Below are 26,338 nucleotides of genomic sequence, written 5' to 3'. Positions count from 1 at the left end.
GAAGGGACGATCATGGTCGAAGAGCAGCCCAACCAGCATGACGATTCTGCACCGCCGCTGGCTGACCTGAGTACCCGCCCGAGTCCGGTTCCCGGCCCTCTCACGAAGCCGGCGCCCGTCATCCGCGCCCAGAAGAAGCGCAGGCGCTGGGTCATCGTCGTCGCCGTGCTGGTCGTGCTGGCGGGGCTGATCGCCGGCGGCATCGCGTGGAGCAACTCCCTTCAGGCCGCCCCGCAGTCGTCGAACACTGCGCTCGGCGACGAGCATCCTCCGGTACTGCCTCTCGCCGGTTGACGGCACAGCTACGCTCGAATCCATGACCTCATGGACCAGCACTGCGATCTCCCTGCTGGAAGCAGACGCCAACCGCAGCGCCGACACCCACCTGCACGTCTTCCCGCTGCCGGTCGAGTGGGGCATCGACCTGTACCTCAAAGACGAGTCAGTGCATCCGACCGGCTCACTCAAGCATCGGCTGGCCCGCTCACTGCTGCTCTACGGTCTGGTGAACGGACGCATCAAGGAGGGCACGACGCTGGTTGAGGCATCCAGCGGATCCACTGCGGTGTCGGAGGCGTACTTCGCGCGGATGCTGGGCCTCGACTTCGTCACGGTCGTGCCGCGTTCGACGAGCCCGGAGAAGATCGAGCTGATCGAGTTCTACGGCGGCCGCTGCCACTACGTCGATCGCCCACCCGAGATGTACAGCGAAGCCGAGCGCCTCGCCGCCGAGTGCGGCGGTCACTACCTCGACCAGTTCAGCTACGCGGAGCGGGCGACCGACTGGCGAGGCAACAACAACATCGCAGAGAGCGTGTTCAGTCAGCTCTCGCGCGAACGGCATCCTGTTCCGGAGTGGATCGTGGTCGGTGCGGGAACCGGTGGAACGAGCGCCACATTCGGCCGGTACGTCCGCTACCGCCAGCATCCGACCAAGGTGGCCGTGGTCGACCCTGAGGGCTCGGCGTTCTACGGCGGTTGGAGCACGGGAGCCGCCGACTACACGACTGGCACACCGAGCCGCATCGAGGGCATCGGTCGGCCGCGCGTCGAGCCGTCGTTCGTGCCGGGTGTGATCGACGAGATGCTGCAGATCCCGGATGCTGCGTCGATCGCCGCCATCCGCCTCCTCAAGGAACGCACCCTGCATTGGGCCGGCGGTTCGACGGGCACGAACCTCGTCGGCGCGTTCCAGCTCATCTCGCGGATGCGTGCCGCGGGGAGGACGGGCAGCGTCGTCACGCTGATCTGCGACGGCGGCGCCCGCTACGCCGGCACCTACTACTCCGATGAGTGGGTAGCGGCGCAGGGCTGGGACCTCGCCCCGCATCGCGCGCAGCTCGACCGGTTCCTCGAGACGGGCGCCTGGTAGCGGGGCTACGCTGGCCGCATGACCACTCTGATCCTCACCGTCGCCGGATCCGACCGCCCGGGCCTCGTCGCAGCCGTCGCTGACGTCGTCGACGCCCACGGCGGCAACTGGGAGAACAGCCAGCTCGCCGAACTCGCCGGAGTATTCGCCGGGGTCATCCAGGTGTCGGTGACGTCCGAGCGCCAGGACGAGCTCACCTCAGCGCTGCAGGCCCTCGACGGCCTGCTCACGGTGGCCGTGCATGCGGGATCGGATGCCGCGACCGCTGCCGCGCAGTCGATATCGCTGCAGATCCTCGGCAATGACAGACCCGGCATCGTCCGCGAGGTCTCCGGCGTGCTGCAGGCGCACGGTGTCAGTATCGAGACGATCGACACCGAGACCAAGGATGCTGCAATGGCCGGCGGTCGGCTGTTCGAAGCGTCCGTGACGGCCGAGGTCCCGGCATCCGCCGATCTCGACGTGCTGCGTTCGGATCTCGAGCGACTCACGTCCGAGCTTCAGGTCGACATCACCCTGACCTGACCACCCGCACCTTCGTTGAGACCCCAGGTTGCTGCCGAGACCCCAGGTTGTAGGCGTGAACAACCTGGGGTCTCGGCGAGAACCTGGGGTCTCGGCGGAAGAAACTCAGACCAGGCGCGACTTCGGGGAGACCGAGTACGTGGCTTCGGCGTCGCGGTTGACCGTGTCGCCCAGCGCCGTGTCGATCGCGGCCAGCGTGTCGGCGTCGAGCGTCACGCCGGACGCCTTGACCGTCTCGGCGAGCTGCTCGGGACGGGATGCTCCCACCAGGGCCGCTGCCACGTTCTTGTTCTGCAGCACCCACGCGATCGCGAGCTGCGGCATCGAGAGGCCGGCCTGCTCGGCGATCGGCTTGAGCTTCTGCACTGCGGTGAGGATCTCGTCGCGCAGGAAGCCCTTGATGAAGTCAGCACCGCTGTGCGGGTCGGTCGCCCGAGAACCATCGGGCACCGGCTGACCGGGCAGGTATTTGCCGCTGAGCACGCCCTGCGCCATGGGCGACCAGACGATCTGCGAGATTCCGAGCTCTTCGGATGCCGGCACGACCTTGCCCTCGATCACACGGTGCAGCATCGAGTACTGCGGCTGGTTCGAGATGAGCTGTACGCCGAGCTGCTTCGCGAGCGCGTGGCCTTCGCGCAGCTGCTCCGCCGTCCATTCACTGACGCCGATGTACAGCGCCTTGCCCTGCCGGACGACATCGGCGAAGGCCTGGAACGTCTCCTCCAGCGGCGTCTCGTAGTCGAAACGGTGCGCTTGGTACAGGTCGACGTAGTCGGTGCCGAGTCGCTTGAGCGATCCGTTGATCGACTCGAGGATGTGCTTGCGGGAAAGCCCGGTGTCGTTCGGGCCCTTCGGACCGGTCGGGAAGTAGACCTTCGTGAAGATCTCGAGCCCCTCGCGGCGCTGGCCCTCGAGCGCCTTGCCGAGCACGACCTCCGCAGCGGTGTTCGCGTAGGTGTCTGCGGTGTCGAATGTCGTGATGCCGGCATCCAATGCCGCGTGCACGGTCTGCACCGCAGCGTCGTCGCCGACCTGTGATGCGTGCGTGACCCAGTTGCCGTAGGTGATCTCAGAGACCTTGAGACCGCTGTTGCCGAGATAGCGATAGTTGACCATGTCTCAACGCTAGCGGCTGACGGAAAGAGCGGGGTCGGCTTCGTCTCGATGCGTCATCTCGGCGTTGCTGGTTGATGCTTGCGCAGCCAGAACTCCGTCTGGGCCACATGTCCGGCAGCGGCCGCCGAGGCTGCCACCGGGTCCCGGGCCTCGAGTCCGCGCAGGATCGATCGATGCCCGGCGTCGGAGAGCACCTTGATCTGCGCGGCATCCTCTGTCGTGAAGATCCGATAGGCGCGCGAGCGCGCCCGCAGCACATCGAGCAGCATCGCCAGAGCGTCGTTTCCCGCGATATCGGCGATGGCGGAGTGGAACTCGTGATCGAGCTCGGAGAGCTCCTCATCGTCGGTGACCGCCTCCAACCGATCGAGAAGCGCATCCAGCCGCCCGATCGTGTCCTGGTCGACGCGCGCTGCCGCAAGGCTCGCGGCATGAGCTTCCAGCGCACGGCGCAGTTCGTACAGCTCGATGATCGAGTCCAGGGGCAGCAGTCCCACTGTGAGGCCGAGGCCCTTGATCAGATCTGCCGCGTGCAGCTCTGACACGTAGCTGCCGGACCCGTGTCGCGTGTCGATCACGCCGAGTGCAGCGAGTGTGCGGATCGCCTCGCGAAGAGGACCCCTCGAGACGCCGAGCCGCTCGCACAGTTCGCCCTCGCTGGGTAGTCGGTCGCCGGGGCGCAGGTCACCGTCGGCGATCAATGCACGCAGACCGTGCAGCGCCGTCTCCATCGCACCCATGTGCCTGCTCTCTCTCTCGGGCGCCGGTGAGCGCCGCTCCACATTCGGAGTCTGCCGCGCCGACCCCGCTGCACCAAGTTGTATTACGACTTTGCTAAATGTACGTCTTTGAATCGCCTTTCGGGTCGGATTATGGCAAAGTTGTGCAACAAGTTTCCTTTCGTCTGATCTTCCCCGAACGAGGCACCATGCAGCAGCCGACATCCACCATCGCCCCGGTGCAGCTGGCATCCGGTATGCGTGCCCGTGATGCCTGGCCTCTCGATCCCGCGATCATCCACCTCAATCACGGCTCCTTCGGCGCGGTCCCGACCGAGGTCGTACAGCATCAGAACGAGCTGCGTGCGCAGGCAGACCGCAGTCCCGTCGGGTGGTTTCCCCGCATCGCCGAGCACGTGGCGGAGGCTCGCGCCAGAGTCGCCCCGTTCGTCGGGGCCCGCGCAGAGGACACCGCATTCGTTCCGAACGCGTCTGCCGCCGCGACCGTCGTCTACAACAGCCTGCACCTCTCCGCAGAAGATGAGATCCTCGTCACCGACCACGGCTACGGCGCGATCACGATGGGTGCGGCCCGACTCGCACGGCGCTTCGGCGCCCACGTGCGCACGGTGCACATCCCGCTGTTCGCCACCGCGGAGGAGATCATGGAGCTCTTCCGCCAGGCGATCACCGGGCGCACGCGCCTGATCGTGGTGGACCAGATCACCTCCCCCACCGCCCGCGTGCTCCCCACCGCCGAGATCAGCGCGCTCGCGCGGGAGCGCGGAATCCGCGTGCTCGTGGACGGCGCGCACGCGCCCGGACTCGTCGCCGATGCCGCGGCGGTCGGCGGCGGCGACTGGTGGTTCGGCAATCTGCACAAATGGCCCTGCGCCCCGCGCGGATCCGCGGTTCTCGTCACCGCCGATCCCGACCGGCAGGAACTGTGGCCGCTCATCGACTCCTGGGGTGCGCCGGAGCCCTTCCCCGGCCGCTTCGACACGCAGGGCACGATCGACGCGACGACATACATCAGCACCCCCGCCGCCATCGAGTTCGTCGAGCGCGAGTACACCTGGGCGCGGACCCGCACCACGATGCGCGAACTCGCCGACATGGGAGCCCGCATGATCGCCGACGCCGTACAGCCCTATGTGGCGGAGGAGGCACTCGTGCAGCTCCCCGCGGCCGCCGACGCCATGCGCCTGATCCGCCTCCCCGACGGGCTCGGCAAGACCCGTGAAGAGGCCGACGATCTCCGGATGACGTTGTTCGACAGCGTCGGCGTCGAGACGGCGTTCACCAGCTTCGAGGGTCGCGGCTACTACCGCCTCTCCGTCCACCTCTACACCGAGGTGAGCGATTTCGAGGCGTACGTCGAACGCTGCATCCCCGAGATCCTCCGCGCGGCCGAGGCCGCGGAATCCTGACCCGAATCCCCGAGAACAATCACCACACACGAAAGAGGTACGTCATGAAGCGCACTCGTCTGACGACGATCGCCGGCGTGGGCACAGTCGCCCTGCTGGCCCTGACCGCATGCTCCGGCGGCGGCTCCGATTCCTCCGCCGATGGCGGCGACGTCGAACTGCAGATGGTCGAGAGTCTGACCAACCCCGCGCGCACCGAGCTGCTGCGGGGCCTGCTCGACGACTTCGAGGCCGCCAACCCCGGCGTCACGGTCAAGCTGGTCTCGCCGCCCACCGAGCAGGCCGACCAGACCATCCAGCAGATGCTGCAGTCCGGTTCCGGCGTCGACGTGCTCGAAGTGCGCGACATCACCGTCGGCCCGTTCTCGAACAACGGCTGGCTGTACGACATGACCGATGACCTCGCGAGTTGGGACGGCTGGGATGCCCTGACCGACAACGCCAAGGCTGCTGCCGAGGGCGATGGCAAGAGCTACTTCGTCCCGTACGGCTTCTACGGCCTCTCGCTGTTCTACCGCACCGACCTGGTCGAGGAGGCCGGGTTCGACGGCCCGCCCACCAGCTGGGAAGAGCTCCTCGAGCAGGCGTCAGCCATCCAGGACCCGGCGAACAACACGTACGGCTACGCGTTCCGCGGTGGCCAGAACGGCAACACGAACGTGGTCGCCGCCATCGAGGCCTACCTCGTCGACGACCTCGATCCGAGCAACGCCTTCCTCCTCGAAGACGGTTCGACGATCTTCGCGGCGCCTGAGGCGCAGGATGCCGTCGACACGTACTTCGACCTGTTCGAGCAGGGTTCGCCGCCGTCTGCTGTCTCCTGGGGCTACCCCGAGATGGTCGCCGGGTTCACGAACGGCTCGACCGCCTTCCTGCTGCAGGATCCAGAGGTCATCGCGACCGTGCAGGAATCGAACCTCACCGAGGACCAGTGGGACACCGCACCACTGCTGACCGGCCCTGACGGCAAGGCCGCACAGCCTCTCGCCGTCGCCGGCTGGGGTGTCGCCGAGGCGAGCAAGCACAAGGCGGAGGCCGTGGAGCTCGTCGAGTTCCTCTCCTCTGCCGAGCCCGCCACCGAGTTCGCGCAGGCCAACAGTCTGGTGCCGATCATCGCCGAAGCGTCCGACGACGAGTTCTACTCGACCGGTCCGTGGACGAGCTACGTCACGATGACAGAGAACCCCGACACCTACGTCAACGTGCAGCAGCCGCGTGGCGAGAGCTGGTGGAGCGAATGGATTCAGAAGTCCGACCAGGATGTGCAGAACGTGCTGCTCGGCAACATGACCACGGCCGAACTGCTCGAGTCGTGGGATGCGTACTGGGTCGAGAAGTACGCCTCTGAAAAGGGCTGACCATGACCTTGCTGACACGTTCGGGGCGCTCCACCGGTGAATCCGGTGGGGCCGCCCCGGCGCGGCCGGGGAAGAAGGTCTTCCGCAGTCGACATGCCTGGACGATCCTCGGCTTCCTGGCCCCCGCCATCCTCTTCGTCTGCTGGTTCACCTACTACCCGATGCTGCAGGGCATCCGGATGGCGTTCCACGACTGGAACCTCTGGGACCTCACCTCGACCCCGTTCGTCGGCTTCGACAACTTCGCGCGCGTCTTCAGCGATCCGGTCTTCCCGCAGGTCGCGTGGAACTCCGTGCTCTGGGTCATCGGATCGCTGGTGCCGCAGTTCGTCATCGGCTTCCTGATCGCCCTCGCCCTTCGCACTCGATTCCGCTTCCGCGGGGTCTACCAGGCGCTGGTGTTCTTCCCTTGGGCGGTCTCGGGGTTCCTGATCGGGATGCTGTTCCGCTGGATGTTCAACGCGGAGTTCGGCGTCATCAACGACCTGCTGATGAAGACGGGGCTCATCGACGCTCCGCTGCCGTGGCTCGCCGATCCGAAGCTCGCGATGGTCGCGGTGATCGTGGCGAACATCTGGTACGGAGTGACGTTCTTCGCGATCATGATCCTCGCCGCTCTCCAGTCGGTGCCGGATGAGATGCTCGAGGCCGCAAGCCTCGACGGCGCGGGAAGGCTCCGTCAGCTGTTCTCGGTCATCATCCCCTACATCCGGATGACGCTGATGCTGACCGTGCTGCTGCGCGTGATCTGGATCTTCAACTTCCCCGACATCATCTGGGCGATGACCAGGGGCGGACCGGCGAATCAGACCCACATCATCACGACCTGGATGATCAACTACACCCAGCAGGGCAACTACGGCATCGCGAGCGCGATCGGCCTCATCGTCGTCGGGTTCCTGTTCGTGTTCTGCGCCTTCTACCTGATGGCGATGAGGAGGGCCAACCGATGAGCGCCACTGCACAGATGGTCCTTCCGACGGGCGCGCGTCGTCGTCCGATCGGGAACCGCAAGAAGAAGGTGTCCGGTCTCGGCATCCTGCGCTTCGCAGGGCTCGCCGTCTGGCTGCTGATCACGCTGTTCCCGCTGTACTGGATCGCCCTGACCTCGTTCAAGGCGCCGGCCACGGTCAATGTGTACCCGATCGAGTACTGGCCCAGCCAGCCGTCGATGCAGAACTACGCCAATCTGTTCGAGACGAGCAACTTCGGTGTGTTCCTGGCGAACTCCGCGATCGTGGCATTGGTCGCGGGTGCGACGAGCACGTTCATCGCGCTGCTGAGCGCTTTCGTGATCGCGCGCTTCGAGTTCCGCAGCAAGGGCGCGGTGCTCATCGCGTTCCTGCTCACCCAGATGATTCCCGCCTTCATCGCACTCGGGCCGCTGTATTCGATGATGGCCGACCTCGGCCTGGTCGACAGCAAGTTCGGCCTGATCCTCGTCTACGTCGCGATCTGCATTCCGTTCTCCACCGTCATGCTGCGCGGCTTCTTCGAGAACGTTCCAGTGGCGCTCGAGGAGGCGGCGATGATCGACGGATGCTCGCGGCTCGGCGCTCTGTTCCGCGTGCTCGTGCCGGTCATGACTCCCGGCATCATCGCGGCGTTCATCTTCAACTTCGTGAACTGCTGGAACGAGCTGTTCCTGTCGGTCGTGCTCATGCATTCCGACGAGAACCGCACGGTGCCGGCCGCGTTGAACGGCTTCATCTCGACGTTCAACGTCGACTGGGGCTCGATGTCCGCCGCTGCCGTCGTCACGATCCTCCCGACGATGGTGCTGTTCGCCCTCGCCAGCAAGTGGATCGTCCAGGGCCTGACGGCGGGAGCGGTCAAGGAGTAGCCGCCGCCGTCACGCCGGGGCGCCGACCCCGGCGCGGTCAGCGGTGCTCACTGCGATCTTCTCGCTCAGTTCGCGAAGCTCGGTGGCGAGAAGATCACGGTCCTTCGTGTCGGACTCGTACACGTACGTCGTGGACCCGTGCGTCGCGCCGCAGTACTTCACGATTCCTCGTTCGATCTGAGTGCTGACCGCCTGGGGTATCCCATGCCGTTCGAAGCTCTTCTTATCGTCGCCGGCGACGATGATCAGATGGATCGTGAGGCGATCCAGCATCCCGAACTGCGCCGCCCCCGGTGCCGCGTCGTAAGCCCACCCGCCGACGAAGACGCGGTCGATCCAGCCCTTGAGCAGCGCGGGCATCGACCACCAGTACATCGGGAACACCAGGATCAGGTGGTCTGCACGGTCGATTCGTTCCTGCTCGGCGACGACCTCGGCCGGCACGCCGCCCCTGCCGCGGTACAGATCCAGATCAGCGGTTGCGAATCGCGGGTCGAAGTCCTCGGCCGCGAGGTCTGCGAACTCCGCGTCGCCGCCCGCAGCCCGGATCGCCTCGAATGCTGATCGAGCCGCGTTGTGCGTCAGCGAGTCAGGATCGGAATGCGAGACGACGACGAGACTGCTCATGGGTTTCCTCCGGTAGGATTGTTATGTACTAAGCGTAGGTTACTAATAGTACATAAGGTGGGAAGGGGTCGGATGACCAGGCGGAGACTTTCGCGCGCGGACAGGTACGGTCAGCTGGTCGAGGTCTCCTGGGCCCTGGTCCGCTCGGAGGGAGCGGATGCTCTGACCCTCGGCCGACTCGCTGAACGGGCAGGAGTCGCGAAACCGGTCGTCTACAGTCATTTCGCCTCCCGTGCCGCTCTCCTCGCCGCTCTCTTCACGGAGTTCGACGAACGCCAGAACGCGATGCTCGAGGAGTATCTGGTCACCGCCGACGTCACTCTTGCAGGGCGCGCGAACGCCATCGCCGACTCGTACGTCGAATGCGCTCTCGCTCAGGGTAGAGAGTTGACCGGAGTGCTCGCCGCTCTGGAGGGTTCGCCGGAACTGGAGTCAGTCAAACGCGAGTCAGAGCAGGCGTACTCCGAGCGGTGCCGCGAGATCCTCGAACCCTTCAGCGCCCCAGCCGGGGTGACACACGCATCCATCACCGCGATCTTCGGCGCCGCGGAGGCGCTGTCGCAGGCAGCGGTATCGGGAGCACTGTCCGCCGACACGGCGAAGGAAGAACTCGCGGCGCTGATCGTCACGGTGGTGGGCAGAACCTGATCCGCACGAACCCGCAGATCAGGTCGGTTGGGGGGCCGACTGCTCGGTCACGATCTGCGCACGGTCACGGAACCCTTCGGCGGTCACCTTGTCCAGCGCCACCTGCTTGCGGATCGCGACAGTCTTCTCGTACAGCGTCGGCTCGCCGAAACTCGTGAGCACCTTGACGAGCACCGGAAGCAACTCGATCATGAAGAACAGCGCGGCGATGAGCCAATGCGCCCACAGGATCGCCGGTTCCTTCTCGGAGAGCCGGTTCAGGCCGCTGATCTGACTCAGTAGCCCCGTGGCTCCGGCATTGCCGCCCGCCACGGCATCCGCCCGCGCGTTGTACGCGGCGAGAGCCTGGTCATAGCCGTCTCTTGCGGCGGGCAGCTGGGACTGCGCCTGCTCACGGTTCTGCGACTCGGACGCCGAGGTGTTCTCCTTGGCTGCGGAGCCCGCGGCCTCCAGATCTTCGTTCGCGTCGCGCTGCTGTGCGGCGAGGGCGTCGTACGTCTGCTGGGCCTCGGCGAGCTGAGCCTCGGCGGCGTCGGAGCTCGCGCCCTCGCCGTTCACGCCGGTGCAGCCCGGCACCGTGCCGGCACCCTCGCCCGTGAGCTCGCACTGGTACAGCGCGCGTGCCTGATCGATGACCGCCTGCTGATCGGCCATCTTGGCGCTCAGATCGTCGACGGTCGCCTGTGCCGCGGACTCGGTGGCGGATGACGATTCGGTGCCGGCGACTATCCCGGTGGCAGCCTGGTTCTCCAGCGTCGCGACGCGGTCGGATGCGGCGTCGAGCGCCAGCTTCTCCGGACCGGATTCGAGCGCTTCCTGGTCAGACTGCGCCTGGACGATGTTCGTGGCGGCGACCTCGCGGGAGATGTCGTTGTGGAAGATCTGCAGCACGAGCGGCTCGGCGACGACGAAGCCGATGATCACGGCCATGATCACCCGAGGGATGGCGAGTCCGATGAGCTTCCAGATGTTGCGGGTCGACGTCATGGTCGAGGTGAGGAAGCGGTCGAGGTTGAAGATGATCAGGGCCCAGATGATCGCCAGTGGAACCGCCAGCCAGATGATCGCCTGCACGCCGGTCGTGAGCGCGAACAGCATCGAGATCGCGGAGACGAGAGCGGTGCCGGCGAGCACGAAGAACATCTGCACGAAGCGAGGCGTCTCGCCCGGGACACGGTCGAGGATGTCCCCGTCGGCACCACCCAGGATCGCGAGGGTGCGCAGACGCGAACCGGGCGTGCGGGAGCGACGCGGTCGGCGGACGCGCTGCTGACGCGCCGGCGTCTCGCGGGTGGCGGCAGCGGGTGCAGCATCCGGCTCCACGGCGGCCGGGCGCTGCGGCGTCGCTCCGATGAAGGGCTCGTCGTCGTCAGAAGCCCCGTCGACTGCGGGGGCGTCGTCGACAGAGGGTGCGTCGTCGACGGAAGACGTCGAGTCGGAACCCGTGGGTTCGAACTCGCGCAGGAAGTCGAGATCATCGGTCACAGCATCGGAGTCACTGTCGAGGATGATCTGACCCTGCGAGTCGAGGCGACCCGGTCGATGGGCGGAGTATGGCATCAGACCAATGTAGGAAAGAGTGCCTGTGGACTCGGTGCAAGAGTCCTGCGAGCGGCTCTCAGGAACGTGCACCTGAGGGGTCAGACGAGCCGATCGACGGTCGCATTGAGCGCGTCGAGCGAAGCATCGAGTCTCAGGTGACCGGCGGCCGTGAGCGTGCCGAGTCCGTGCGCGAGACCCCACAGCGCGGCGACGTCGTCGGCGTCACCTAGACCCGCCGCTCGCGCGGCGGCAGCGAGGACGGATTCCAGCTCATCGATGAGCGGCGCCATGGTCTCGGTCGGCGCCCCAGGTACACACACGGTCGGGTCGTAGATGACATCGAAGGAATTCGGATGCTCCGCCGCGAAGCGGATGTACGCGGCGCCCGCTCCGACAAGCGCAGCGCGTGGAGTGTCGGCCAGAGTTCCCTGACGAACTGCGTCAAGGAGTTCCCCCATGCTGCGTTCGGCGAGAGTCTTCAGCAACCCGCGCCGGTCGGTGAAGTGGTGATAGGGCGCATTGTGGCTCACGTCGGCTGCGCGCGCGACCTCGCGCAGGCTGATCTCGGCGGCCGGCATCCGTTCGAGCAGTTGCATGGCCGCGGCTTCGAGGGCGCGCGCCAGGTCACCGTGGTGATAGCCGGTTTTCGAACTTGACACAAGCAACATCATTGCTTATCTTGACAGTGTCCACCTAATAGACAGTGTCAAGATAGGAAATCTCCGATGCCATCCGCTCTCATCATCGACGGTCATCCGAACGCTGAATCCCTCACGGCATCCATCGCCCAGCGCTATGCCACCGGCTACGGCGACGCTCGGCTGCTCACCCTTCGCGACCTCGACTTCGATCCGCACATGCGGTTCGGCTACCGACAGCGCATGTCACTGGAACCCGACCTCGCAGACGCCAAACAGGCCATGCAGGAGGCGAAGACGATCATCATCGCGACCCCGCTCTGGTGGGGATCGGTGCCAGCCCTGCTCAAGGGCTTCTTCGACCGCGCTCTGCTGCCGCAGCAGGAGTACCGGTACACCTCTCTCGGCCTGCCTCAAGGGCTGCTTCGGGGACGACGCGGGCGCATGTTCCTCCTCGCCGATACCCCCTGGTATGCAGCGCCCGTACTCGGGCTCCCCGCCTCCGCGCACGTTGCGAAGAGCACGATGAAGCTCTGCGGCGTCCGCCCCTTCCGCGTGCATCGCCTACTCGGCGTTCAAGGTGCGGACGAAGCGCGAATCGCTCGGTGGCTCGTCAACGCCGAACGCACCGGAGCGTCAGACGCACGGCGAGACGCCGACCGACCGAAGACTCATGCCATCGCGGCCGAGGCTGCTTCGTCCTCGGTGGTCGCGACGAGCTGACCGCAGGCTCCGTCGATCTCCTTGCCGCGGGTGTCGCGGAGGGTGGTCGGCACGCCGGCGTCGTTGAGGCGGCGCACGAATTCGTTCGTCACCTCACGGGTGGATGCCGTCCACACCGACTCCGGAGTCGGGTTCAGCGGGATCGGGTTCACATGCACCCAACCGCGTCCGCGCTGGTTGAGCTTCTCGGCCAGCAGATCGGCGCGCCAGGCATGGTCGTTCATGTCCTTGATCAACGCGTACTCGATCGAGACGCGGCGACCGGTCTTCTCGTAGTACTCGTACGCGGCATCCAACGCCTCGTCGACCTTCCACTTCGAGTTCACCGGGATGAGCTCGTCACGCAGGTGATCATCCGGCGCGTGGAGCGACAACGCGAAGGTGACCGGGATGCCCTCGTCGGAAAGCTTGCGGATCGCCGGCACCAGGCCGACGGTCGACACCGTTATGCCGCGGGCGCTCATGCCGAGACCGTGCGGCTGCTCTGCGACCATCGTGCGCACCGCATCCATCACACGCTTGTAGTTGGCGAGCGGCTCGCCCATCCCCATGAAGACGATGTTGGAGACGCGCTCCATGCTGTGGTCGTCGGCCTTCTTGCCACCCAGGCCGCCCTCGGCGATCAGACGGTTCGCGCGGACGATCTGCTCGATGATCTCGGCGGAGGACATGTTGCGGGTCAGACCCGCCTGGCCGGTCGCGCAGAACGGGCAGTTCATGCCGCATCCGGCCTGGCTCGACACGCACAGCGTGATGCGCCCCGGGTAGCGCATGAGAACCGACTCCACGAGCGCACCGTCGTGCAGACGCCAGAGGAACTTGATCGTGTCGCCCTTGTCTGTCTCCAGTCGGCGCACCTCGGTGAGCAGCGGCGGCAGCATGCCGGCGACGAGCTCTTCGCGCTGCGCGGCGGGGAGGTCGGTCATCTCGGCGGGGTCGGACGTGTAGTGCGTGAAGTAGTGCGTCGAGAGCTGCTTCGCACGGAATCCGGGCAGGCCGAGTTCCTTGACCTTCTCGATGCGCTCTTCGACAGAGAGGTCGGCGAGGTGCACCGGCGGTTTGCCACGCTTCGGGCTCGCGAACTGCAGCAGCGGACGCCCGCTCTCGTCCTTCTTCTGGGTCCACCCTTCGGTACGGGGACGCACCTGGGTGGCGGCATCCGTTCTCGGGCGTGCGGGACCCGTCGAGCGGATGCGGGAGGACTCAGTCATGCTTCCAAGGGTACGCGGTGGCAGGTGGGAAGCGGCTGGGGTCGAGACCGCAGCGCGCAGAGCCTGTCACTACAGCCTGCAGGATGCACGAGAATAGAAGCGTCACCGATCGAGGAGCTTCCATGACCGACCGTCTTGCCCGTGCCCGTGCCACCGGAGTTCTCGCCGTACTGCGCGCTCCCTCGCCTGAGCAGGCGCTCGATGCGGCAGATGCGATCATCCGCGGCGGGGTCGCCGGCATCGAAGTGACGTACTCCACGCCCGATGCTCCTGCCGTGATCCGCGAGCTCATCGCCCGCCACGGCGATGCCGCCTACGTCGGAGCCGGCACCGTGACGACGATCGAACAGGCGACGGCCGCAGCAGACGCGGGTGCCGAGTTCCTCGTGAGTCCCGGCACACTGCCCGACCTCACCCGCGCCATGCTCGACACCGGACGCGTCGTGATGACAGGAGCGATGACTCCGACCGAGGTCATGAGCGCGCTCGCGCTCGGCGTCGACGTCGTGAAGATCTTCCCCGCATCCCTCGGCGGCCCGTCGTACCTCGGCGCCTTGCGCGGACCGTTCCCCGACGCTCCGCTCATGCCCACCGGCGGCGTGAAGCCCGACAACCTCGCAGAGTGGTTCGCTGCGGGTGCGGTGGCAGTGGGCGCAGGCGGCGACCTCGCGAACTCCGCGTCGATCAAGGCCGGCGACTGGTCCGACCTCACCGCGCGCGCGGAGGCGTTCGCCGCGGCGCTCAGCGCCGCCCGCGCCTGAGCGTGCCCGATCTCCTGCCATGGGCGTGGGTCGTCCTGGCGCTGGCCGCGCTGACGATCGGCCTCGCGAAGACCGCGATCCCCGGCGGCGGCATCCTGCCGGTGGCGCTCTTCGCCGCTGTGCTCCCCGCTCGGACATCGACTGCGGCACTGCTGCTCCTGCTGATCGTCGGCGACATGTTCGCCCTGATCGCATACCGGCGGCACGCGCATTGGCCGACCCTGCTGCGGCTGGCACCGGCCGTCGCCGCCGGCCTGTTGGCCGGCTTCGCGTTGCTCGCGATCGGCGATGACAACATCGTGCGCCGTGCGATCGGCGTCATCCTGCTGGTCATGATCGGGATCACGCTGTGGCGTCGATGGCGTCAGAGCAAGAGGGATGCCGCGCCGGCCGAGCACGGCATCGTGATCGCATCCTCGTACGGAGCGCTCGCCGGCTTCACGACCATGGTCGCGAACGCCGCTGGGCCGGTGATGTCGATGTACTTCCTCGCGATGCGCACCCCGGTGCAGGTGTTCCTCGGCACCTCGGCGTGGTTCTTCGCGATCGTGAACCTCGTGAAGCTGCCCTTCCTCGCCGGTATCGGACTGTTCAGCGGCCCCGTGCTGCTGATGGATGCCGTACTCATCCCGCTCGTCGTCGTCGGTGCACTGCTCGGGGTGCGCGTGGCGCGTCGGATGAAGCAGCAGGTGTTCGACTGGATCGTCATCGTCCTGACGATCATCGGCGCCGTCTACCTGCTGTTCTGATCCATCGCAGCCGCACGCTGACCTCAGCCGAGGAAGATGTCCGGGAACAACCGGTCGTCCGGCGTACCGGGAACGGCGGCGTAGCCGGAGAAGTCGGTCACGCCGTCCGCCTCCAGCACGTCCTCGACGATCAGACTCTGTCCGGTGTACTCGGCCGCCGTCTTCGTGAGCACTGCGTAGGCGGCATCCGCATAGATCTCCGGCGTGCGACTCGCAGCCATCACCTTGTCGCCACCGAGCAGGTTCTGCACTGCCGCTGTCGCGATCGTCGTGCGCGGCCACAGCGTGTTGGCTGCGATCGCGTCCGAGGCGAACTCCGCCGCGAGCCCGAGAGTGACCATGGTCATGCCGAACTTCGCCAACGAGTAGCCGGTGTGCGCGCCGAGCCATTTCGGTGTGGGGTTGAGTGGCGGCGACAGCGACAGGATGTGCGGGTTCTCTGCCTCGCGCAGCTGCGGGATCGCCGCGCGCGACAGCATGAACGTGCCGCGCACGTTGACGTCCTGCATCAGGTCGTACTTCTTCGCGCCGAGGTCGAGCGAACGGGACAGGTCGATGACGCTGGCGTTGTTGATCACGATGTCGATGCCGCCGAACTCGCCCTGCGTCTTCATGACCGCCTCGGTGATGTCATCGTCCTCGCGTACGTCGCCCACGATCGGCAGTGCGTTGCCCCCTGCGGCACGGATCTGGTCCGCGGCCGTGTAGATCGTGCCCTCGAGCTTGGGATGCGGGGTGTCTGTCTTCGCGAGCATCGCGATGTTCGCGCCATCCGCTGCCGCGCGCAGCGCGATCGCCAGTCCGATGCCGCGGCTGCCGCCGGACATCAGGATCGTCTTGCCTGCGAGGTTGCTCATGCTGCTCCTTCTTCTCTGTTCACTTCGGCGCCATCCGGATCGCACCGTCCAGGCGGATCGTCTCACCGTTCAAGTAGTCGTTCTCGACGATGCTCAGGGCGAGCGCCGCGTACTCTGACGGACGCCCGAGACGTGCGGGATACGGCACCTGCTGGCCGAGCGACTCCTGCGCAGCCTGTGGGAGTCCGGCCAGCATCGGCGTCTCCATGATGCCGGGAGCGATCGTGCAGACCCGGATGCTGTGCCGAGCGAGCTCGCGCGCGATCGGCAGCGTCATGGCGTGCACTCCGCCCTTCGACGCCGAATACGCCGGCTGACCGATCTGCCCGTCGAACGCGGCGACGGACGCCGTGTTGATGATGACGCCACGGTCGCCCGAGTCGGAGGGTTCGTTCTTCGCGATCACGGCGGATGCCTGCGAGGTGACGTTGAATGTGCCGACGAGGTTGATGCGGACCACGCGTTCGAAGTCCGCGAGTACTGCGGGCTTGCCGTCGCGATCGAGCACCTTCGCGGGTGGTGCGATGCCGGCGCAGTTCACGACGATGCGCAGCGGAGCCGCGGCGTTCGCGGATGCCGCGGCGGATGCGGCATCGTCGGGACTCGTGACGTCACCAGGGGCGAACGTGCCGCCCAGTTCTGCGGCCAGCTCCGCGCCCTGAGATGAAGGAAGATCGAGCAGCGTCACGTGCGCGCCGGCTGCGGCGAGCGCGCGGGCGGTGGCGAGGCCGAGGCCTGAGGCGCCGCCCGTGATCAGTGCTCCGGATCCCTGGACCTGCATGTGTTCTCCTTCGAACGGGTGTGCAACTCAGTTCCAGCATACGCAGTTCTCAGTTCCACCCTGGCGTCGCGGTGCGAACAGGTGTTGGGTGGAGGGTATGGAACTGCGTCGCAAGCGAGCCTACGACAACGCCGAGGCGGCTGACGGGTTCCGTGTGCTGGTGGACCGGCTGTGGCCGCGAGGCCTGGCGAAGGAAAGGGCTGAGATCGATCTGTGGGCCAAGGACACCGCTCCCAGCCCCGAACTGCGCAAGGCCTGGCACGCGGCATCCGACGATGACTGGGGCGTATACGCCGACCGCTATCGCGCGGAACTGGGGAATGAGACCGCACCCGCACTCGAAGAGCTCGCGGCCGAACTGAAGCAGCACGGAGTCGTCACCCTCGTCTACGCCGCACATGACGAGGAGCACAACCACGCGGTCGTGCTCGAGGCAGCGTTGCGGCCGCTGCTGTGACCGCACTTGCTTGTTCACAACTCCTCAAGTTTCGCTGACATGCGGTGCCCCCGGCGAACAAGTCGGCGTTCTGCAACCATTTCTTGGGGAGTTGTGGGCGCACCACCTCGTCACGACGACATGTATAACATGTATTCCATGTCAAAGACCAGTGGTGAGTTCGAGAGCTCTGAAGCCGATCACGCCCTCTCCGGCCCGGGCGGACGGATGTTCTACGGCGCCGTGACCGTCGGCGAGAGAGGTCAGGTCGTGATTCCCGCACAGGCCAGGCGTGACCATGACATCGCGCCGGGCGACAAGCTGATCGTGCTCGGTAGTCCGGACGGGTTGGCGCTCATGGGTGCTGATCGTCTGCTCGACCTCCTGGGCGACACGACGGTGCTCGCGGATCGGGTACGAAGAGTGGCACGGTCATGAGCCGCATCCTCTTCATGGGGCCCCACGGGCACGGGCACGTCACTCCGATGCTCGGCCTCGCCGAGGAACTCGTCACTCGTCGTCACGACGTCGTCTTCGCAGCTCCGAGCGAATACGAGAAAGGCGTCGCCGCGAGCGGTGCATATTTTCACCGCGTGCGGTCCGAGTGGGAATCACTCGATGCTGACTCGATCCCTCAGATGCATGGTCGAGAGATGGTCCGCGCCATGGGCCTGCTGCTCGACGAGACGAAGGCGATGGTCGCACAGCTCGCTGACCAGCCGCGCCCCGACCTCGTGGTCCACGACGGGACGCTCGGATGGTGGGGGCGGATCCTGGCACACCGCTGGAACGTCCCATCGGTCGAGACGTGGCCGAACTTCGTCGGGAACAAGCATTGGAACATGAGCCGCTATGTGCGGATCAACCCGTTCAGCCCGAGATTCCTCGTGACGATGCTCCGTATCGGCCGGTACATTCGTTCCGAGGGGATCCCGGACGTCGGCGCGTTCATGCAAGGACGTTTTGCGGCTGCGCGGATCGTGACGCTACCGCGGTCGTTCCAGCCGCGGGGTGAGACCTTCCCCGACCACGATTTCGTCGGGCCCATCATCGCGGACCGATCGTTTCAAGGCGAGTGGAAGGCTCCCGCGCCGGGCGTGCCCGTCGTTCTCGTGTCGCTCGGGACGGCGTACAACAATCAGCCCGAGTTCTTCCAGATGGTCGTGGAGTCGGCGCGTGAGCGCCCGTGGCATGTCGTGATGGCGGTCGGCAACCAGGTCGACATGGATGGCTTCGGTGACCTCCCACCGAACGTCGAGCTGCACCAGCGGGTGCCCCAACTTGCCGTGCTGAAGCGCGCCCAGGCATTCGTCACCCATGTCGGAATGGGGAGCACCCTCGAATCCCTTGCCCTGAAAGTACCGATGATTGCTGTTCCGCAGATGGCGGAACAGCAGGCCAACGGTGACCGCATCCGCGACCTCGGTCTCGGAGAATCGCTCGGTCACACGGCGCTCACACCCGACGCGCTCTGGAATGCGATCGACCGCGTCTCGCGCGACGGGCAGATCGCACAGCGACTCGCCGACATGAGCGCCGAGATCGAGGCGTCGGGCGGCGCCAAGGCAGGCGCGGATGTCGTGGAGCGGATCCTCACGACATCGTCACGGAACTCACGGCGATAGGACTTGGGCATGATGACACCCTTCCAGCGGCGCCTCACAGCACCACAGGTCAGGTGTCGCCTATCCGTTCAGTGCACCTGAGAGTCCTTCGCGGATGCTCGGCCAAGGTCCCGACGCGGCGTCCGAGCGACGAGCCATGGCGTAGCCCCAGGTCGCCAGGGCGAGCAGTGGTCCCCACAACCAGAACGGGAACATGAACAGGGACACGACAACGTCGCCGACGCTGCCGCCGCTCAGCGCGACCTCGATCGTCGGCAGTATCAAGTCGACGCCGCCGACGGTGAACAACGCCGCGACGATGGATGCCGGAACCACGGCGAGCGAGATCGGCACCGGGCGTCCCCCAAGACCTGCCATCCACCGCGGGAAGCGCTGACCCCATGGACGGATGAGCCCGAGTGTCAGCACGCCACCAGAGAGCATCGCAGCACCGAGGCTGAGCCCGATGAGAAGCGTGCCCGTTTCCTCGGCGAAATCGATCCCGCTTGGTGCAAGCAGAGGCCAGGGCGTCAGCCACGACGCCCGAGCGATCGAGTACGGCAAGGCGCAGCATGCGGCGACGACGGTGACCGCGGTGCGATGGCGAAGCAACCACTCGGCGAAGGAGCCGCGATGCGCAATCTCACGCATCACCGATCGAGTGATGAGGGCAACCGCTGCAATCAGATATACGACCGCGTACAGCAGCCAAGGGAGTTGTCGGACGAACGCGGGCCCGAGCTCGCCCACGACAGCTGCGCCCCTCAGCCCTACGAACACCCATGTCGCGATGGCAGCGATCACAGCGATCACGACCACACCCCACGAGGGATTGCGCCACACGAACAGCGCACTCAATACGACGACGCCGACGACGACGAACGCCACGAAGGAGTAGCCGGCGATCGGGATCAGCTCTCCGGGAGTCAGCAGAATCATGACGGCAGCGACGACGACGACCGCGATTCGCAGCACCGTCGGCGCCTGACCGGTGCGCGTTGCGGCGGGCTCGAGCAGTCCGACGGCGAGGCCTGCGAGGCCGATAGCGAGGCCGAGCGTCGCCTCCACCGCGTCGGGAAGCACTCGCCCAGCAAGCCCAGGAGCCGCACCCTCTACCCAGTCAAGTGAGCCGGGGATGATGAGGCGGACGCCGCCGGCGATGGTCAGCACGGCCGAACAGAGGACGACGACGAACGTCAGGAGACGATGGGTGCGCAAAGTCATGGCTTCACGGTACGAGCGCGGCACCGTCGCGAGCATCACCTACTGAGGTGGTCGTGCCTCACCCGCGCGAGTGAGCTTTCATTCGAGTTGTGAAGGCGACAATCAGGAAGATCGGGGCGATGACCGAGAGAATGGTCACGTGAGCATCCCCTCCACGCACATCGAAGTGCCGCAGCGCGTGCGCGAGCTCGCAGGTCGCGCGGCGCTCGCGCCCGTGTGGCACAACAACATCGGTGGGCTCACGTACCGCACCGACGATGGGCGCTTCATCAAGTACGGTCCCCTCGATGCCGAGGCGAACATGCGCGACGAGGCGGAGCGCATGCGCTGGGCCTCCCGGTGGACCCCGGTGCCAGAGGTCATCGAACAGGGAGAGGATGCCACCCACGAGTGGCTTGTCACGGTCGCCGTTCCCGGCGAAAGCGCTGTCGTGGCCCGGTGGATCGCCGAGCCCGCAACGGCTGTGAGAGCCGTCGGTGAGGGTCTGCGCGCGCTGCACGATGCACTGCCGATCGGCGAATGCGCGTGGAGCTGGGGCGTACCCGCCCGAATCGCGAATGCCGGAGCCCGCGGCATTCGCGTACCCGAAGCACTGCACGAGGCGCCGGCCGTCGATCGCCTCGTCGTCTGCCATGGCGACGCGTGCGTACCCAACACCCTGCTCGACGCCGGCGGGCGCTGGCTCGCGCACGTCGACCTCGCCGCACTCGGCACCGCCGACCGCTGGGCAGACATCGCCGTGGCATCCATGAGCACGACGTGGAACTACGGCCCCGGGTGGGACGACGCACTCATCGAGGCGTACGGCCTCGAGCCCGACCGCGAGCGACTGGCGTACTACCGCGACCTGTGGAATGCGACATGACGGCTCATCCGATCATGTTCGAAGATGACGACCCGCTGCTGGCACGGGCCCGAGCCATCGCGCTGGCCCTTCCCGAGGCCGCGGAGAAGGTCAGCCACGGACGCCCGGCGTTCTTCACGCAGAAGGTGTTCTGTTACTTCGGCGGCTCCGTCCGCATCGATCAGGAGTGGGTCGCCCACGATGCGGCGATCATGGTGCGCCCCGATCCCGCCGACGAGCCCGCGCTCCGTCAGGATCCGCGATTCTGGGTGCCGGCCTATCTCGGCCCATCCGGTTGGCTGGGGATCGATCTCGACGACGCGACGGACTGGCGGGAGATCGCCGAGCTCATCGACGCCTCATTCCGCGTCACCGCGCCTCGGCGACTCGTGCGCGAGCTCGACGAACGCTGAGAGCGACGTCGCCAGCGCTACACATTTCGACATCCGCGTCATCGATCGATGTAGCGGATGCCGAAACATGTAGCGGATGGTCGTGGAAAGAGGATCTCAGCTCCACACGAACCGGAACGTGCCGAGCAACACCGCCGCAGCCAACGCGAGCGCCATGATCACCGCGCCCCCCAGCAGCGCGACTCCGTCGCGCGCGTGCAGACGCGACGGCCGGGCCCAGGTGCGCGGGATGCCGGAGCCGAAGCCGCGCGCCTCCATCGCCATCGCCAGCTTCGTGCCGCGGCGCACCGCGAAGACGAGCAGCACGAATGCCATCGAGAAGAACCGCCGGAGCGCGCCGCGATCGCCGACGCCGCGCGCACGGCGCGCAAGACCCATCGTGCGCCAGTCGTCGAGGAACAGCCCCAGCATCCTCGTGCCGGCGAGGACACCGAGCACGAATCGGCTGGGCAGCTTCGCAACCTGGGCGAGAGCATCAGCCAGTTCGGTCGGATCGGTGCGCCCGAACAGCAGGATCGTCGGCAGCCCCAGGGCCACCACGCGCAGACCGACAGCGATGGCGAGCTGGATCGAGTCCTCGCTGATGGTCGCGAAGCCGAAGCTCCAGTAGATGCGCCCGGCCGGCTCCGCGTACAGCAGCATGCTGAGCCCCGCCACAGGTGCGAAGATCACGATCGGCAGCATCCGCCTGAGCACCGTCGAAAGCCGCATCCCGGTGAGCGGCAGGCACAGCAGTTGCAGTCCGATCGCGGCGATACCGCTCACGACATCGATCGACGCGAACAGCGGCACCGACAGCAGCAGCGCGAGCACGAGCTTCGTCACCGGGTTCACGCCGTCGAGCCACGACCGGCGCAGAGGTTCCGTCGACACCGCGGTGCGCTGCGCGGTCACGAGGTCGACTCCAATACGATGCGATGCCCGCCGAGGTGGCGGACCACGCCCTCGTCGTGCGTCACTGCGACGACAGACGTGCCCGAGGCGATCTCCTCCTGCAACAGCGCGACCAACTCGATCCAGCCACGTCGATCCTGACCGAAGGTCGGTTCGTCGAGCACGATCACCTCGGGAGAGGCCGCGAGCACCGTCGCGACCGAGAGCCGACGTTTCTGCCCGCCGGACAGTGTGAAGGGATTCGCGAGTGCGAGATGCGAAAGATGCAGGCGCTCGAGCAGCGCGTCGACAACGGATGCGGTGCGCTCGGCGTCCCAGCCGAGTGCCTTCGGCCCGACAGCGAGCTCGTCGCGCAGCGTCTGGGTGAGGAACTGATGCTCCGGCTCCTGGAACACCGTGCCGATTCGGGTGAGCAGCTCGCGCGATGTCCACCGGATCGGCCGGCGGCCACCACGCCCGGAAAGCGACGATGCCGCGACCACCTCACCCGCGTGCTCCGGGAGGAGGCCGGCCAGCGTGAGAGCGAGCGTCGATTTGCCTACGCCGTTCGGTCCGGTGATGACGGTCGCACTCCCCTGCGGCACGCGCACGTCGAGCCTGGACTGCACGACGGAGCGCGGTTGGCGCGCGACGGCGAGGCCCTTCGCCTCGAGAACAGCGGATGCCGCGCCAGACGGGGACGGCAGCACCGGCAGCTCGACAGCCTGATCGGGCACCCACACCCCGGCGTCCGCCAGGGCTCGACCGTGCTCGGCGAACACCCGCGCCGGCGAGCCGTCGGCGAGCAGCCCTCCATCGGCCGCGAGCACGATCACCCTGGTCATGAGGTCGATCCAGACCGGAGTGCGGTGCTCCACGACGATCAATGTCGCACCCGTGGCGTCGACGACCCGTTCGACACTCGCCCGCACCTCGGCGATCCCATCGGGATCGAGGTTCGCGGTCGGCTCATCGAGCAGCAGCAGCCCCGGACGCATGGCAAGCACGCCCGCGAGCACGAGCCGCTGCTTCTGCCCACCGGAGAGCTCCTTGGTGAGATGGCGCAGCGGCACCTCCAGACCGACGGCTTCCAGCGCCGCCGCTACGCGGGAGGGGATCTCTGATGCCGTGACGCCGAGGTTCTCGCATCCGAATGCCACATCGTCGCCGACCTTCGACAACACGATCCCGGCATCCGGGTCCTGCATGACGAGACCGGCCTGACCTCGACGCGACTCGGGGCTGGCGCCGTCGATCAGAAGCGATCCGGTGCGCTCGCCCTCATCAGCATCGCCGAGCACCCCTGCGAGGCCCGCGAGCAGGGTCGATTTGCCCGCGCCGGAGGCACCGAGCAGCAGCACACGCTCCCCTGGCTCGATCGTGAAGGAGACGTCGCCGACGGCGGGAAGCTTCCGTCCGGCGTAGCGCCAGCCCCAGCCCGCGGCCTGCACTCGCGCCGGGGTGGCGGTGGCCATTGTCAGACCTCGCGTGCGAGTTCTCTGCCGGCGGCGAAGCGGCTGAGCGCTCCGGTCTTCGCCAGTGCGCGCACGAGGAGCCACCCGACGACGCCCGCGAGGATCGCGCCGGAAAGGGCGACGCACACCAGGTAGATGGTGTTGAACTCGAGGGATTTGAGGATGTTCGGCGAGCTGCCGTAGAACAGCTCGAACACCCAGGCCGCCACGCCGGCGCCGACACCGGCGAGAGCTGCGACTCCGAGGCCGAACCGGCGATACAGGAACAGCGCGAAGATGAGCTCGGCGCCGAGACCCTGCACGAGTCCGGACAGGACGGTGGAGACGCCCCACACGTTGCCGATCAGCATCGAGACGATCGCGGCGACCACCTCGACGACGAGCGCGGCGCCAGGCTTGCGGATCACGAGGCCGCCGATGACACCGCCGATCAGCCAGATGCCGACAGCGATGCCGCCGAGTCCGGGGGTCACCGCATCCGCCGCCCCGAACCAGGCTCCGCCGACGACGTTCCATCCCCAGAAGAGCAGGCCGATCGCGACACCGAGGACGGCGGCGACGACGATGTCGACGACGCGCCAGCGCCACGGATTCGTGCCTGCGCCGTCGCGTGCAGCATCGGGCGTGCGTGTAGACGTGCTCATTTGAACTCCTCCCTGCGCTGGCATGACCCAGATCAGGTTCGACGGTCGAAGCGCTTGTCGCTCCCTCTCAGCCCGGCTCGCCGGACTCCCGTGGTTGTGTTGACGATCATACCCAGGTTCGAAAACCTCGGTACCGCCACCAGGACGGTACCAGCATCCGCTCACAGCATCGCCCGCGTCTACACGCAGCATCACGCTGCATTCGGTACCGTGAACAGGTGACCATCGATGACGCGACGCCCGATACCGGGACCCTCACCCGGCGTGGACTTCGCGCAAGCACGGGCACCACGAAGACCGTTCGCCCGCCCGCACTGCCCTTCAGCGACACCGCGGACGCTTCTGTTGCGGATGCTGCCGACAACGAGGCACCCTCGGATGCGTTGGAAACAGGGCGATCACCCGCGCCGGACGCTGAGCCGGCACCGGGCGATGCCGCCCTCGATGACATTCAGACGGTGCTGGCGTCAGACGATGACCTCGATGCCGATGGTGCCACCGCGTCCGATGTGCAGTGGGCGGATGGCGAACGGACGGCCACCGCTTTCACCTGGCTCGACACCGACGAGGTCGCGGACGCCACCCACCCTGCCGATCTCGATCCAGTAACGATGCGTGAGGCGGCGCCCGATCTTCTCGCTGATGCACGGCTGCGCCCCGCGCTGCTACGCGCCCGCTGGCTGGTACCGATCGGTGCTCTCACCGCGCTCGTGCTCGCATATGCGGCGACCGTGCTGCTGTGGCCGCTGCACGAGGTGCCGCCGACTGTCGAGGCCGTGGAATTCCAGACGGTCGCCGCACAACCCGCGACGCCGACCTGGCCCTCTGCCGGTAGCGCAGGCGTCGGTATCGCCGGTGTCTCGTCGATCTCGTCCGCCGCGGATGCCGTATCGATCGCCAGCGTGACGAAAGTCGTCACGGCGCTGATGGTGCTTGACCGGATGCCACTGCAGCTCGGCGAACAGGGACCCGAGTTCTCCTTCAGCTACAGCGACAGCGTGGACTACTGGGACTATCGTCGCGCCGATCAGTCGGCACTGGACGTCCCGGTCGACGGTGTGCTGACCGAGTATCAGATGCTGCAGGGCACCCTGCTCGGGTCTGCCAACAACTACATCGATCGCCTCGCACGCGAGATCTGGGGATCGGATGCGAGCTTCGCCGAGGCCGCAGCCGACTGGCTCGCCGACCGCGGGTTGTCCGGCATCACGATCGTCACGCCTTCCGGTTTCGATGAGGGAAACGTCGCCACTCCGGACGCCCTGCTGCGCCTCGGCGAACGCGCCATGCAGAACCCGGTCTTCGCCGAGATCGTCGGAACGGCCAGCGTCGACATCCCTGGAGCGGGCCTCGTCACGAACACGAACGGCATGCTCGCGGACCCGGGTGTCGTCGGCATCAAGACCGGAACCCTCGAGGGTTGGAGCATGCTCACTGCGAAAGACGTCGTGGTCGGCGACACGACCGTGCGTCTTTTCGCCGCCGTGCTGAATCAGGGCAGCAATGACGAACGCCTCGCCGTGACACGCTCGTTGTTCGCCGAAGTCGAGAAGGCGTTGCAGGACACGCCCCCTGCGGTTCCGGCCGGCACCGTCGTCGGGGAGGTCGAGACACTGTGGGGAACCAACGTCGATCTCATCACCGACGAGGATGCGACCGTGGTGCTGTGGAACGGAGCATCGGCCGACATGAGCGCGACGCTCGCGATGGGTGAGGGACGCGCTGTCGGCGATGAGGTCGGAACTCTCGACGTGAGTGGCCCGGTGGATGCCGTCGAGGTCACCGTGTCGCTCTCAGACGAAGTCTCCGGTCCGAGTCCTTGGTGGCGCCTGACCCACCCGTTCGAGCTTCTCGGCGTTGGGGGGGGGCGGGGGCCGCCGGGGCCCCCCCCACCAGCAAACACCCCCCCCAACACCCACCCC

The 26,338-nt window shown here is 66.7% G+C and carries 29 protein-coding genes and 1 riboswitch; of the genes, 17 read left to right on the top strand and 12 right to left on the bottom strand.

Going from position 1 to position 26,338, the window contains the following annotated elements; genetic code table 11:
• Positions 1-12 precede the first annotated feature (12 nt).
• From ACP7AR_RS15615 to ACP7AR_RS15605, 3 genes are read left to right on the top strand one after another with little or no spacing between them, the layout of a single operon-like run.
• A complete protein-coding gene (locus ACP7AR_RS15615; protein WP_426187861.1) occupies positions 13-294 on the top strand; it encodes a hypothetical protein in 282 nt (93 codons plus the stop codon).
• Between the two features lie 22 nt (positions 295-316).
• Positions 317-1,372, top strand: coding sequence for a PLP-dependent cysteine synthase family protein (locus ACP7AR_RS15610; protein ID WP_426187859.1), 1,056 nt, complete (start codon positions 317-319; stop codon positions 1,370-1,372).
• A gap of 18 nt (positions 1,373-1,390) precedes the next feature.
• On the top strand, positions 1,391-1,897 hold the full coding sequence (locus ACP7AR_RS15605; protein ID WP_426187857.1) for a glycine cleavage system protein R: 507 nt from the start codon (positions 1,391-1,393) through the stop codon (positions 1,895-1,897).
• 105 nt (positions 1,898-2,002) lie between these two features.
• Here the strand turns inward: ACP7AR_RS15605 and ACP7AR_RS15600 are convergent, their stop codons facing one another.
• A complete protein-coding gene (locus ACP7AR_RS15600; protein WP_426187855.1) occupies positions 2,003-3,016 on the bottom strand; it encodes an aldo/keto reductase family protein in 1,014 nt (337 codons plus the stop codon).
• Positions 3,017-3,069: 53 nt separating this feature from the next.
• Positions 3,070-3,798, bottom strand: a complete 729-nt coding sequence (locus ACP7AR_RS15595; RefSeq protein WP_426187853.1) for a FadR/GntR family transcriptional regulator — start codon at positions 3,796-3,798, stop codon at positions 3,070-3,072.
• Between the two features lie 146 nt (positions 3,799-3,944).
• Between ACP7AR_RS15595 and ACP7AR_RS15590 the strand changes: the two genes are divergently transcribed.
• From ACP7AR_RS15590 to ACP7AR_RS15575, 4 genes are read left to right on the top strand one after another with little or no spacing between them, the layout of a single operon-like run.
• Entirely contained in the window at positions 3,945-5,165 is a 1,221-nt protein-coding gene (locus ACP7AR_RS15590; protein ID WP_426187851.1) for an aminotransferase class V-fold PLP-dependent enzyme, read from the top strand.
• 44 nt (positions 5,166-5,209) lie between these two features.
• Positions 5,210-6,523 (top strand): ABC transporter substrate-binding protein, encoded by a 1,314-nt coding sequence (locus ACP7AR_RS15585; protein WP_426187849.1) that lies wholly within the window; start codon positions 5,210-5,212, stop codon positions 6,521-6,523.
• 2 nt (positions 6,524-6,525) lie between these two features.
• A complete protein-coding gene (locus tag ACP7AR_RS15580; RefSeq protein WP_426187847.1) occupies positions 6,526-7,476 on the top strand; it encodes a carbohydrate ABC transporter permease in 951 nt (316 codons plus the stop codon).
• A complete protein-coding gene (locus tag ACP7AR_RS15575) occupies positions 7,473-8,366 on the top strand; it encodes a carbohydrate ABC transporter permease (RefSeq protein ID WP_426187845.1) in 894 nt (297 codons plus the stop codon). The genes ACP7AR_RS15580 and ACP7AR_RS15575 overlap by 4 nt, the downstream gene beginning before the upstream one ends.
• A gap of 9 nt (positions 8,367-8,375) precedes the next feature.
• Here ACP7AR_RS15575 and ACP7AR_RS15570 read toward each other — a convergent pair whose 3' ends face one another.
• Complete coding sequence (locus tag ACP7AR_RS15570) at positions 8,376-8,993, bottom strand: NAD(P)H-dependent oxidoreductase (protein WP_426187843.1); 618 nt, start codon at positions 8,991-8,993, stop codon at positions 8,376-8,378.
• Between the two features lie 72 nt (positions 8,994-9,065).
• Between ACP7AR_RS15570 and ACP7AR_RS15565 the strand changes: the two genes are divergently transcribed.
• Positions 9,066-9,641 (top strand): TetR/AcrR family transcriptional regulator, encoded by a 576-nt coding sequence (locus ACP7AR_RS15565; RefSeq protein WP_426187841.1) that lies wholly within the window; start codon positions 9,066-9,068, stop codon positions 9,639-9,641.
• Between the two features lie 18 nt (positions 9,642-9,659).
• Here the strand turns inward: ACP7AR_RS15565 and ACP7AR_RS15560 are convergent, their stop codons facing one another.
• Positions 9,660-11,201, bottom strand: a complete 1,542-nt coding sequence (locus ACP7AR_RS15560; RefSeq protein ID WP_426187839.1) for a DUF4407 domain-containing protein — start codon at positions 11,199-11,201, stop codon at positions 9,660-9,662.
• A gap of 80 nt (positions 11,202-11,281) precedes the next feature.
• A complete protein-coding gene (locus tag ACP7AR_RS15555; protein WP_426188562.1) occupies positions 11,282-11,851 on the bottom strand; it encodes a TetR/AcrR family transcriptional regulator in 570 nt (189 codons plus the stop codon).
• 57 nt (positions 11,852-11,908) lie between these two features.
• Between ACP7AR_RS15555 and ACP7AR_RS15550 the strand changes: the two genes are divergently transcribed.
• Entirely contained in the window at positions 11,909-12,544 is a 636-nt protein-coding gene (locus tag ACP7AR_RS15550; protein WP_426187837.1) for an NAD(P)H-dependent oxidoreductase, read from the top strand.
• On the opposite strand, the gene rlmN is transcribed toward ACP7AR_RS15550, so the two are convergent.
• Entirely contained in the window at positions 12,493-13,755 is a 1,263-nt protein-coding gene (rlmN, locus tag ACP7AR_RS15545) for a 23S rRNA (adenine(2503)-C(2))-methyltransferase RlmN (RefSeq protein WP_426187835.1), read from the bottom strand. The genes ACP7AR_RS15550 and rlmN overlap by 52 nt on opposite strands.
• A 122-nt stretch (positions 13,756-13,877) precedes the next feature.
• On the opposite strand from rlmN, the gene ACP7AR_RS15540 reads away from it, so the two are divergent.
• Both ACP7AR_RS15540 and ACP7AR_RS15535 read left to right on the top strand, forming a co-directional pair.
• Positions 13,878-14,516 (top strand): bifunctional 4-hydroxy-2-oxoglutarate aldolase/2-dehydro-3-deoxy-phosphogluconate aldolase, encoded by a 639-nt coding sequence (locus tag ACP7AR_RS15540; RefSeq protein WP_305687532.1) that lies wholly within the window; start codon positions 13,878-13,880, stop codon positions 14,514-14,516.
• Between the two features lie 2 nt (positions 14,517-14,518).
• Positions 14,519-15,265: a sulfite exporter TauE/SafE family protein gene (locus ACP7AR_RS15535; protein ID WP_426187832.1), complete on the top strand. Its 747-nt coding sequence runs from the start codon at positions 14,519-14,521 to the stop codon at positions 15,263-15,265.
• A gap of 23 nt (positions 15,266-15,288) precedes the next feature.
• Here the strand turns inward: ACP7AR_RS15535 and ACP7AR_RS15530 are convergent, their stop codons facing one another.
• Entirely contained in the window at positions 15,289-16,122 is an 834-nt protein-coding gene (locus tag ACP7AR_RS15530) for an SDR family oxidoreductase (RefSeq protein ID WP_426187830.1), read from the bottom strand.
• A 19-nt stretch (positions 16,123-16,141) separates the two neighbouring features.
• On the bottom strand, positions 16,142-16,903 hold the full coding sequence (locus tag ACP7AR_RS15525) for an SDR family NAD(P)-dependent oxidoreductase (RefSeq protein WP_426187828.1): 762 nt from the start codon (positions 16,901-16,903) through the stop codon (positions 16,142-16,144).
• Between the two features lie 97 nt (positions 16,904-17,000).
• Here ACP7AR_RS15525 and ACP7AR_RS15520 point away from each other — a divergent pair, with 97 nt between their 5' ends.
• From ACP7AR_RS15520 to ACP7AR_RS15510, 3 genes are all read left to right on the top strand, one after another.
• Positions 17,001-17,360, top strand: a complete 360-nt coding sequence (locus tag ACP7AR_RS15520; RefSeq protein ID WP_426187826.1) for a DUF488 domain-containing protein — start codon at positions 17,001-17,003, stop codon at positions 17,358-17,360.
• Between the two features lie 138 nt (positions 17,361-17,498).
• Positions 17,499-17,777: an AbrB/MazE/SpoVT family DNA-binding domain-containing protein gene (locus ACP7AR_RS15515; RefSeq protein WP_426187824.1), complete on the top strand. Its 279-nt coding sequence runs from the start codon at positions 17,499-17,501 to the stop codon at positions 17,775-17,777.
• The gene (locus ACP7AR_RS15510) at positions 17,774-18,964 is read left to right on the top strand and encodes a macrolide family glycosyltransferase (RefSeq protein WP_426187822.1); all 1,191 of its coding nucleotides are present in this window, start codon (positions 17,774-17,776) and stop codon (positions 18,962-18,964) included. Before ACP7AR_RS15515 ends, ACP7AR_RS15510 begins: the two co-directional genes overlap by 4 nt.
• A gap of 60 nt (positions 18,965-19,024) precedes the next feature.
• Here the strand turns inward: ACP7AR_RS15510 and ACP7AR_RS15505 are convergent, their stop codons facing one another.
• Positions 19,025-20,167 (bottom strand): hypothetical protein, encoded by a 1,143-nt coding sequence (locus ACP7AR_RS15505; protein WP_426187820.1) that lies wholly within the window; start codon positions 20,165-20,167, stop codon positions 19,025-19,027.
• A gap of 139 nt (positions 20,168-20,306) precedes the next feature.
• Between ACP7AR_RS15505 and ACP7AR_RS15500 the strand changes: the two genes are divergently transcribed.
• Together ACP7AR_RS15500 and ACP7AR_RS15495 are read left to right on the top strand one after the other, a co-directional pair.
• Positions 20,307-21,032 carry a phosphotransferase gene (locus ACP7AR_RS15500; RefSeq protein ID WP_426187818.1) on the top strand — a complete coding sequence of 242 codons (726 nt, stop codon included), beginning with the start codon at positions 20,307-20,309 and terminating at the stop codon, positions 21,030-21,032.
• Complete coding sequence (locus tag ACP7AR_RS15495; RefSeq protein ID WP_426187816.1) at positions 21,029-21,424, top strand: MmcQ/YjbR family DNA-binding protein; 396 nt, start codon at positions 21,029-21,031, stop codon at positions 21,422-21,424. Before ACP7AR_RS15500 ends, ACP7AR_RS15495 begins: the two co-directional genes overlap by 4 nt.
• A 96-nt stretch (positions 21,425-21,520) precedes the next feature.
• Here the strand turns inward: ACP7AR_RS15495 and ACP7AR_RS15490 are convergent, their stop codons facing one another.
• From ACP7AR_RS15490 to ACP7AR_RS15480, 3 genes are all read right to left on the bottom strand, one after another.
• Positions 21,521-22,318 carry an energy-coupling factor transporter transmembrane component T family protein gene (locus ACP7AR_RS15490; RefSeq protein ID WP_426187814.1) on the bottom strand — a complete coding sequence of 266 codons (798 nt, stop codon included), beginning with the start codon at positions 22,316-22,318 and terminating at the stop codon, positions 21,521-21,523.
• The gene (locus ACP7AR_RS15485; protein WP_426187812.1) at positions 22,315-23,772 is read right to left on the bottom strand and encodes an ABC transporter ATP-binding protein; all 1,458 of its coding nucleotides are present in this window, start codon (positions 23,770-23,772) and stop codon (positions 22,315-22,317) included. Before ACP7AR_RS15485 ends, ACP7AR_RS15490 begins: the two co-directional genes overlap by 4 nt.
• Before the next feature lie 2 nt (positions 23,773-23,774).
• Positions 23,775-24,416, bottom strand: coding sequence for an ECF transporter S component (locus ACP7AR_RS15480; RefSeq protein ID WP_426187810.1), 642 nt, complete (start codon positions 24,414-24,416; stop codon positions 23,775-23,777).
• Positions 24,407-24,518, bottom strand: a riboswitch (TPP riboswitch). (Overlaps the previous gene by 10 nt.)
• A gap of 116 nt (positions 24,519-24,634) precedes the next feature.
• Here ACP7AR_RS15480 and ACP7AR_RS15475 point away from each other — a divergent pair.
• On the top strand, positions 24,635-26,338 hold a 1,704-nt coding region (locus ACP7AR_RS15475), incomplete at its 3' end, for a D-alanyl-D-alanine carboxypeptidase family protein (protein ID WP_426187808.1).

Source organism: Microbacterium sp. TWP3-1-2b2, from assembly GCF_049896145.1.
GTDB lineage: Bacteria > Actinomycetota > Actinomycetes > Actinomycetales > Microbacteriaceae > Microbacterium.
Note: the sequence above shows the minus strand (reverse complement) of the source record. Positions and strands in the feature narration are given on the sequence as shown.